Below are 9062 nucleotides of genomic sequence, written 5' to 3' on the forward strand. Positions count from 1 at the left end.
TGCCCGGCATGGTCGCATCGATGACGCGCGTGCCGGTCCTCGGCGTGCCCGTCCAGTCGGCGGCGCTCAGCGGCGTCGACAGCCTTTATTCGATCGTCCAGATGCCCGGCGGCATTCCGGTCGCGACCTTCGCGATCGGCAAGGCGGGCGCGACCAACGCCGGCCTCTTCGCCGCCGCGCTGCTCGCGAACGAGAATGCAACGCTCGCCGAAAAACTAGACGCGTGGCGCGAGGCGCAGACGAACGGCGTCGCCCCCGTTCCCGTTCGCGAGGGCTGATCGCCTTGCTGCCACCGGGTTCGATCATCGGCATCCTCGGCGGCGGCCAGCTCGGCCGCATGCTCGCCGTCGCGGCCGCGCAGCTTGGCTACAAGGTTCACATTTACGCCCCCGACCGCGAAAGCGTCGCTGCCGACGTCGCTGCGCATCACACGCAGGCGGCGTGGGACGACGAACCGCGCCTTGCAGCCTTTGCCGCGCATTGCGACGTCGTCACCTATGAATTCGAAAATGTGCCGGTCGATACGGTGCGCTTCCTTTCGGGGCATGTCGCGGTGCGCCCCGGCGTGGCGGGCCTTGAAATCGCGCAGGACCGGCTCGCCGAAAAGAATTTCGTGGCCGGGCTCGGCGGCCGCCCCGCCCCCTTCGCAGCGGTACGCGACCGGGCATCGCTCGATGCGGCGCTGGACCGGATCGGCGCCCCCGCGATCCTCAAGACCGTGCGCATGGGCTATGACGGCAAGGGGCAGGCCCGCATCATGACTGCCGCCGAGGCCGACGCCGCATGGGATGGCATCGACCGTCACGCGGCGGTGCTCGAAGGCTTTGTGACCTTCGCGCATGAGTTTTCGGTGCTGCTGGTGCGCGGTATCGACGGCGAGACGCGCTTTTGGGATTCGCCCGTCAACGTTCATGAAGGCGGCATTCTTGCGACCTCGACCCTGCCGCCGCCGCAGGCTGTGCGCGACCAGCAGGACGAGGCGCGCGCGCTGATGGCGCGCATTGCCGAAGAACTCGACTATGCCGGCGTCCTCACCGGCGAATTCTTCGCCACCGCCGACGGCCCGATATTCAACGAAATGGCGCCGCGCGTCCACAACAGCGGTCACTGGACGATCGAGGGCGCGGTCACCAGCCAGTTCGAAAATCACATCCGCGCCGTCGCCGGCCTGCCGCTCGGCAGCACCGACACCGCGGCCCTCCCGGTCGTGATGCACAATCTGATCGGCGGCGGGATCGAGACGGTGCCCGCGCTGCTCGCCGATCCCGCGTGTCACGTCCATCATTATGGCAAGGCCGAGGTCCGCGACGGCCGCAAGCTCGGCCACGCAACCTGGGTCGGAGCCCCTCCCGCATGAATCGTCCCGAAATCACGCTGGTCCTCGCGCGCGCCGCCAATGGCGTGGTCGGCGCCGACGGCAAGATGGCCTGGCACCTGCCCGCCGACCTCCGCCGCTTCAAGCAGATCACGATGGGGCGCCCTATGATCATGGGGCGCAAGACCTTCGACAGCCTGCCCGCGATCCTCGAAGGCCGCCGACATATCGTCCTGACCCGCGACCCCGAATGGCAGGACGAGGGCGCCGAGCCGGTGGCGACGATCGAGGAGGCGCTGAAGCTTGCCAACGCGCCGCACGTGATGGTGATCGGCGGCGCCGAAATCTATCGCCTCTTCCTGCCGCTGGCCGACCGTATAGAGCTGACCGAAGTCGCGCTCGAACCGAAGGGCGACGCAATCATCGACTATCCCGCCGCCGCCGACTGGCACGAGACCGCACGCGAGGATCATCCCGCCGACGATGCCGGCCGCCCGGCGTACAGCTTCGTCACACTGATAAGGAAATAGGCCCATGCGTCGTTGGCTGATCGGCATATTGCTCATTGTCGCGGTCGCCGCGCTCGCCTTTTTCACCCTCGCCCCCGGCATGCTCGAGCGCGGAATGAACAAGGTCGACGGCAAGCCGCTGCCGCAAGTCAGCGAACGCGCAAAGGCGCTGCACCGGACGCTGACGATCGTCGATCTGCACAGCGACACCCTGTTGTGGAGCCGGAACTTCCTCGATCGCGCCGACCGCGGCCATATGGACCTGCCGCGGCTCGAGGACGGCAATGTCGCGCTGCAAGTCCTCGCGAGCACGACCAAGTCGCCGAAGGGCCAGAATTACGACGCCAACAGCGGCGACACCGACAATATCACCGCCCTCGTGATTGCGCAGCTCCAGCCGGTTCGCACGTGGAACTCGCTGCTCGAACGCTCGCTCTGGCACGCCGAAAAGCTGCACCGCGCGGTCGCCGCATCGAACGGCATGCTGCGCGCCGTCACCGCGCCCGAAAATATCGACGCGCTGCTTGCGTCGCGGCGCGGCAAGGCCCCGCCGGTCGGCACGATGCTCAGCATCGAGGGGCTGCACGGCCTCGAAGGCAAGCTTTCGAACCTCGACAAGCTCTACGCCGCCGGCTTCCGCATGGCGGGACTCACCCATTTCTTCGACAATGATCTCGCCGGGTCGATGCACGGGCTGAAGAAGGGCGGGCTCACCCCGCTCGGCCGCCAGCTGGTCGAAACGATGGAGGCGAAGGGCATGATCGTCGACATCGCGCATTGCTCGAACGCGTGCGTCGCCGACATTCTCGAGGTGGCGCGCCGTCCCGTCGTCTCGAGCCACGGCGGGGTGCAGGCGACGTGCAAGGTCAACCGCAACCTTTCCGACGAGCAGATCAGGGGCGTCGCCGCGACCGGCGGGCTGATCGGTATCGGCTATTGGGACGCCGCGGTCTGCGACACCTCGCCCGCGAGCATCGCAAAGGCGATGAAACATGTCCGCGACCTCGTCGGCATCCGGTATGTCGCGCTCGGCAGTGATTATGACGGCGCCACGACCGTGCGTTTCGACACCTCGAAACTCGTACAGGTAACGCAGGCGTTGATCGACGCCGGGTTCAGCGACGACGAAATCCGCGCCGCGATGGGGGGCAACGCCATCCGCGTGCTGAAGGCGGGCCTCGTGCCCCTCGCGCCGCCCCCCTCGACCACTTTGGCGCCGTGATCCGCCTCGACGGCCATAACCGGATCGACGAGCCCTTGCGCGGCGGGGTGATCGCGCTTGGCAATTTCGACGGATTCCACGCGGGACATCAGGCGGTCGTCGGCCGCGCGGTGCGCCACGCGCAGGACGAGGGTCGCCCCGCGATCGTCGCGACCTTCGACCCGCATCCGGTGCGCTTTTTCAAACCCGACGTGCCGCCTTTCCGCCTCACCACGCTCGACCAGCGGCAGGAGCTGTTCGCCGCGGCGGGCGCCGACGCGATGCTTGTCCTGCCGTTCGACGCCACGCTCGCGGGCACGACGGCCGAGGATTTCATCATCAGGCTGTTGCTCGACCGCTACGGTGCCGCGGGCGTCGTCACCGGCGCCGATTTCGTGTTCGGCAAGGGTCGCGGCGGCAATGTCGTCACGCTCGCCGACCATGCGCGCCGCCTCGGCTTCTTCACCGAAATGGTCGCGCCCGTCGACGATGCCGAGGAAGTCATCTCGTCGAGCCGTATCCGCGAGGCGCTGCAGGCGGGCGACTGCGCCGCCGCGACGCGCCTCCTCACGCGTCCCTTCACGGTGCGCAATGTGGTCCGGCACGGCGACAAGAATGGCCGCCTGCTCGGCTTCCCGACCGCGAACCTCGAAATGGGGCAATATCTGCGCCCGCGCTACGGCATCTATGCGGTCACCGGACGGCTTCCCGACGGACGCGTACTGAAGGGCGCCGCGAACCTCGGCATCCGCCCCAGCTTCGACCCGCCCAAGGAACTGCTCGAACCGCATTTCTTCGATTTCGCCGAGGATCTTTACGGGCAGGAAATCGACGTCGCCTTCCACGCCTTCATCCGGCCCGAGGCGAAATTCGACGATATGGACGCGCTGATGGCGCAGATTGCGGCGGACTGCGACGAGGCGAAGGGGTTGTTGGCGCGCATCTAGCCCTCTCCCCTTGCGGGAGAGGGTTGCGCAGCCTTGGCAGCTTGCTGCCTAGGCGAAGCTGGGAGAGGGGGCTGCGTCTTATCGATAGGGCACACCCCCTCTCCCGCTGCGACTAGCGAGCAAGCTCGCAAGTCTCACTGCCCTCTCCCGCGAGGGGAGAGGGAGTTAGGGGGATCGATGACCGACAGTGAAGACTGGGCCGCCGCGCTCGAAGGCCCGCCGAAAAAGCCGATGAAGCGGCGCACCAAAATCGCGCTCTGGCTCTTCGCCGCGCTCGTCGGCTGGCTCACGCTGTCGAACGCCAGCTTCCTCGCACCCGACCCCGTGGGCAAGCCGAAGCTCATTGCGCACCGCGGCGTCTACCACCTCTACGACAAGCGCGCCGCTGTCGGCCGCGACACCTGCACCGCCGCGCACGCGCTGCCGCCGACCCACGAGGTGTTCGAAAACACCCCCGAATCGATGCGCTGGGCGATCGGGCTCGGCGCCAACATGGTCGAGGTCGACGTCGCGCCGACGAAGGACGGCCGCATGGTCCTGTTCCACGACTGGACCGTCGATTGCCGCACCGACGGCAAGGGCGACACGCGCGACCTGACGCTGGCAGAGCTCAAGGCGCTCGACATCGGCTATGGCTATACCGCCGACGGCGGCCGGACCTTCCCGTTGCGCGGCAAGGGTATCGGCAAGATGCCGACCGTCGAGGAGGGTCTTGCGGCGCTCCCCGTCCACCCGATCCTCTTCAACTTCAAATCGAAGGATGCGCGCGAGGCCGACCAGCTTTTCGCGATCCTGAAAGCCGCGGGCCGCGACAGCGCAAGGATCGGCGACGCCTTCTATGGCGCCGAACGCCCGGTGAAGCGCATGCGGGAGTTGCTGCCCGACAACTGGTCGTTCGACCTGAGGCGCGAAGCGCTGGCGTGCAGCAAGGACTATGTGACCTGGGGCTGGACCGGGATCGTTCCCGAAAGCTGCCGGAACGGCGTGATCGCGATCCCGATCAACTATCAATGGGCGTTCTGGGGCTGGCCCGACCGGCTGATCCAGCGCATGGACAGCGTCGGCGCGCGGGTGATCGTCTTCGGCCCCTATGAAAGCGGCAAGTCGAACGAAGGCCTGACGACGCCGCAACAGCTCGCGAAGGTACCCGCAAGTTTCAACGGCTATATCTGGGTCGAGGATATCCGCGAGGTCGGTCCCGCGCTCCGGCCGCGGCAGAAGTAGCAACCGTCCTATAATTTCATCGTCACCCCGGACCTGATCCGGGGTCCCGCTTGTCAACGGTGCTCAGCTGGACCCCGGATCAAGTCCGGGGTGACGAAGTGTGTATTATGGCGGGTATCATCCCGCTCCCAATTTCTTTGCTCCCGCACAAATCTGCGCTAAGCGGCCGCCCATGACCGACAGCACGCCCACCGCCGAACAGCGCGATTATCGCGACACCGTCTTCCTGCCCAGGACCGACTTTCCGATGAAGGCCGGCCTGCCGCAGAAGGAACCGCTGATTCTCGCCAAATGGATCGAAGGCAATCTGGAAGGGCAGATTCGCGAAAGCCGCAAGGGCCGCGAGCAGTTCATCCTCCACGACGGCCCGCCCTACGCCAATGGCGACATGCACATCGGTCATGCGCTCAACCATATCCTGAAGGACATGGTCGTCCGCACCCAGACGCTGAAGGGCAAGGATTCGCCCTACGTCCCCGGCTGGGACTGCCACGGCCTGCCGATCGAGTGGAAGGTCGAGGAGCAATATCGCAAGAAAAAGCTCAACAAGGACGAGGTTCCCGTCGAGGAATTCCGCGCCGAATGCCGCGCCTATGCGCAGCATTGGGTCGACACCCAGCGCGAGCAGCTGAAGCGCCTCGGCATCGGCGGCGACTGGGACCATCCGTACCTCACGATGGATTATGAGGCCGAAGCCACGATCGTCCGCGAACTGCTCAAATTCGCCGCCAACGACATGCTCTATCGCGGCGCCAAGCCGGTGATGTGGTCGCCGGTCGAAAAGACCGCGCTCGCCGAGGCCGAGATCGAATATGAGGATATCGTCTCGACGCAGATCGATGTCGCGTTCGAGATCACGGAAAGCCCGATTGCCGAGCTGGTCGGTGCCTATGCGGTGATCTGGACGACGACGCCTTGGACGATCCCGGTCAACCAGGCTTTGGCCTACGGTCCCGAGATCGATTATATCGTCTATCGTACCCAATATGGCGACCGCTACATTGTCGCCGAGCAGCGGTTCGACCAGTCGAGCGAAGGCTTTTCCTATCTTTCGGACGGCATCGTCGAGCGCCGCTTCAAAGGCTCCGACCTCGCCGGCACCATCGCCCGCCACCCGATGCACGCGCTCGGCGGCTTCTTCGCGCGTCCGCGCCCCTTCCTCGCGGGCGATTTCGTCACCACCGACAGCGGCACCGGGCTCGTCCATATGTCGCCCGACCATGGCGAAGACGACTTCGACCTCTGCAAGGCGAACGGGCTCGATCCCGTGTTCGCGGTCGAGGGCGACGGCAAATATCGCGAAGACTGGGGCTGGCTCGGCGGTCAGGGATCGGTGATCAACCCCAAATTCAACGCCCCCGACGGCCCGATCTGCTCGGACCTGCGCGAAGCCGGCGGGCTGCTCGCGGCCAGCGCCGATTACAAGCACAGCTATCCGCACAGCTGGCGCTCGAAGGCGAAGGTCATCTATCGCTGCACGCCGCAATGGTTCGTGCCGATGGACAAGGTGATGACGCATATCGAGCCCAAGACCCCGCGCGAAAAGCGCTGGGAGAATGAGGGCGGCGCGCTCAACCCGCACGAGGAGGATCTCTGCGACGCCCCGACCTTGCGGCAGGCGGCGATGCAGGCGATCGACGACACGCGCTTCGTCCCCGCCAAGGGCCGCAACCGCATCGGGTCGATGGTCGAGGGGCGCCCCGACTGGGTGCTCAGCCGCCAGCGCGCGTGGGGCGTGCCGATCACGCTCTTCGTCGACCGCAAGACCGGCCAGTATCTCAACGATCCGGTCGTGAACGACCGCATCGTCGCAGCCGTCCGCGAGGGCGGCGTCGACGCATGGAACGACGCGCGCGCGCAGGAATATCTCGGCGACGCATACGACGCCGCAAACTACGAACGCATCACCGACATTCTCGACGTCTGGTTCGATTCGGGCTGCACCCACGTCTTTGTGCTCGAAAGCGGCCGCTGGCCCGCGCTCGTCCGCCACGACGGCTCGACCCACAGCGCCGACCTTTATCTCGAGGGCAGCGACCAGCATCGCGGCTGGTTCCAGTCGTCCTTGCTCGAAAGCTGCGGCACGCGCGGACAGGCGCCGTACAAGGCGGTGCTGACGCACGGCTTCACGATGGACAGCAAGGGCTTCAAACAGTCGAAGTCGCTCGGCAACACGACCGACCCCGTCAAGGTGATGGAAACCAACGGCGCCGACATCATCCGCCTGTGGGCGCTCAGCGTCGACTTCACCGAGGACCACCGCATCGGCGACGAGATCCTCAAAGGCGTCGCCGACCAGTATCGCAAGCTGCGCAACACCTTCCGTTACCTGCTCGGCGCGCTCGACGGGTTCAGCGAAGAGGAACGCGTCACCGACGTCGCGGCGATGCCCGAGCTGGAGCGCTATATGCTCAGCCTGCTCGCCGACCTCGACGCGAAGATGCATCGGGCGGTCGATGATTTCGACTTCAACGGCTACACGCGCCTGCTCGCCGATTTCTGCAACGAGGATCTGTCGGCCTTCTATTTCGACATCCGCAAGGACGTCCTCTACTGCGACCTCGGCCCCGCCGCGCCGCTCGGCACCGACACCCGCCGCGCGTACCGCAGCGTGCTCGACACGCTTTTCCATGCGCTCGTCCGCTACGCGACCCCGGTGCTGGTCTTCACCGCCGAGGAAGTCTGGGGCACGCGTTATCCCGATGCGGGCAGCGTGCATCTGCTCGAATGGCCGAGCGTCGACGCCGCATGGAACGACGCTGCGCTCGCCGCGAAATGGGCGAACGTCCGCACGCAGCGCGAGGCGGTGACCGAAGCGATCGAACCCTATCGCCGCGAAAAGGCGATCCGCTCGAGCCTCGAGGCCGAGGTCACGATCCCCGATCCGACGCTCGATCCGGCGGCGCTCGAGGAAATCTTCATCGTGTCGGTCGCGCGCGCGGGCGACGAACTCACCGTCACCCGCACCGAAAACCACAAATGCGGCCGCTGCTGGCGCCATCTGCCCGAGGTCGAGGCCGACGGCAGCTTGTGCAATCGCTGCGACACGGTATTGGACGCGGCATGAGCAGCCAACGTTCGCCCCACCTCGGCTTCGGCCTGTTGTTCGCGACCCTCGCCTTCGTCCTCGACCAGGCCGTCAAATGGGTCGTCACCGTCCCCTTGTCGCTGGAACCCAAGGGGATGATGGAGATCACGAGCTTCTTCAACCTGACCTGGGCGGAAAATTGCGGCATTTCGCTGTCGATGTTCGCCAGCTGCACCGACACGACGCGCTGGACGCTCGTCGCGGTCACCGCGCTCGTCGCCGCCGCGGTCGCCTTCTGGATGACGCGTGAGCAGGCGAAGGGCGATGTGATTGCGCTCGCGATGATCCTCGGCGGCGCGCTCGGCAATATCGTCGACCGCGTGCGCTTTGGTTATGTCGTCGATTTCGCCGACCTGCACATCGGCGATTTTCGCCCCTTCATGATCTTCAACGTCGCCGATGCGTGCATTACGCTCGGCGTGCTTTTGCTGGTTGCGCGCGCGCTGCTCTTGGGCGAAAAGGCCGGGAGCGCGGACGTCAGGCCGTCCGTCGATTAATTGGGGGCGCCGACTAAACGGGGCGCATAGGAGTTTAAGTCAAGTGAACCGGACCACCGCCATCCTGGCAGCCTCGATTCTCGCCACCACCCTGTCGGCCTGCGGGTCGAACAGCCTGTTCAGCCGCGACCGTCCCGACGAGATGATGGTGTCGCGTCAGGCCCCCCTCGTCGTGCCGCCCGATTTCTCGCTCTCGCCGCCGGCGCCGGGCACCGCGCGTCCGGGCGGCGAATCGACCGCCGAACAGACGCTCCGCGCGCTCTTCGGCGGCGCATCGCCGC

The 9062-nt window shown here is 66.2% G+C and carries 9 protein-coding genes; all 9 read left to right on the top strand.

Annotated features, from left to right (window positions below):
- A partial coding sequence (locus VN047_RS07380) for an AIR carboxylase family protein (RefSeq protein WP_325541480.1) occupies positions 1-278 on the top strand: 278 nt, incomplete at its 5' end.
- The gene (locus VN047_RS07385; protein ID WP_325541488.1) at positions 278-1357 is read left to right on the top strand and encodes a 5-(carboxyamino)imidazole ribonucleotide synthase; all 1080 of its coding nucleotides are present in this window, start codon (positions 278-280) and stop codon (positions 1355-1357) included. The genes VN047_RS07380 and VN047_RS07385, both read left to right, overlap by 1 nt.
- Positions 1354-1845: a dihydrofolate reductase gene (locus tag VN047_RS07390; protein ID WP_325541481.1), complete on the top strand. Its 492-nt coding sequence runs from the start codon at positions 1354-1356 to the stop codon at positions 1843-1845. Before VN047_RS07385 ends, VN047_RS07390 begins: the two co-directional genes overlap by 4 nt.
- Before the next feature lie 4 nt (positions 1846-1849).
- Positions 1850-3046 (top strand): dipeptidase, encoded by a 1197-nt coding sequence (locus VN047_RS07395; protein ID WP_325541482.1) that lies wholly within the window; start codon positions 1850-1852, stop codon positions 3044-3046.
- Complete coding sequence (locus VN047_RS07400) at positions 3043-3972, top strand: bifunctional riboflavin kinase/FAD synthetase (RefSeq protein WP_325541483.1); 930 nt, start codon at positions 3043-3045, stop codon at positions 3970-3972. The genes VN047_RS07395 and VN047_RS07400 overlap by 4 nt, the downstream gene beginning before the upstream one ends.
- A gap of 177 nt (positions 3973-4149) precedes the next feature.
- A complete protein-coding gene (locus VN047_RS07405) occupies positions 4150-5196 on the top strand; it encodes a glycerophosphodiester phosphodiesterase family protein (protein WP_325541484.1) in 1047 nt (348 codons plus the stop codon).
- Positions 5197-5368: 172 nt separating this feature from the next.
- Entirely contained in the window at positions 5369-8263 is a 2895-nt protein-coding gene (gene ileS, locus VN047_RS07410; protein ID WP_325541485.1) for an isoleucine--tRNA ligase, read from the top strand.
- Positions 8260-8781 (top strand): signal peptidase II, encoded by a 522-nt coding sequence (gene lspA / locus VN047_RS07415; RefSeq protein ID WP_325541486.1) that lies wholly within the window; start codon positions 8260-8262, stop codon positions 8779-8781. Before ileS ends, lspA begins: the two co-directional genes overlap by 4 nt.
- Before the next feature lie 43 nt (positions 8782-8824).
- Positions 8825-9062: DUF3035 domain-containing protein (locus VN047_RS07420; RefSeq protein WP_325541487.1), on the top strand; the 238-nt coding region annotated here is incomplete at its 3' end.

The sequence above is a fragment of the Sphingopyxis sp. genome (assembly GCF_035565275.1).
Taxonomy (GTDB): domain Bacteria; phylum Pseudomonadota; class Alphaproteobacteria; order Sphingomonadales; family Sphingomonadaceae; genus Sphingopyxis.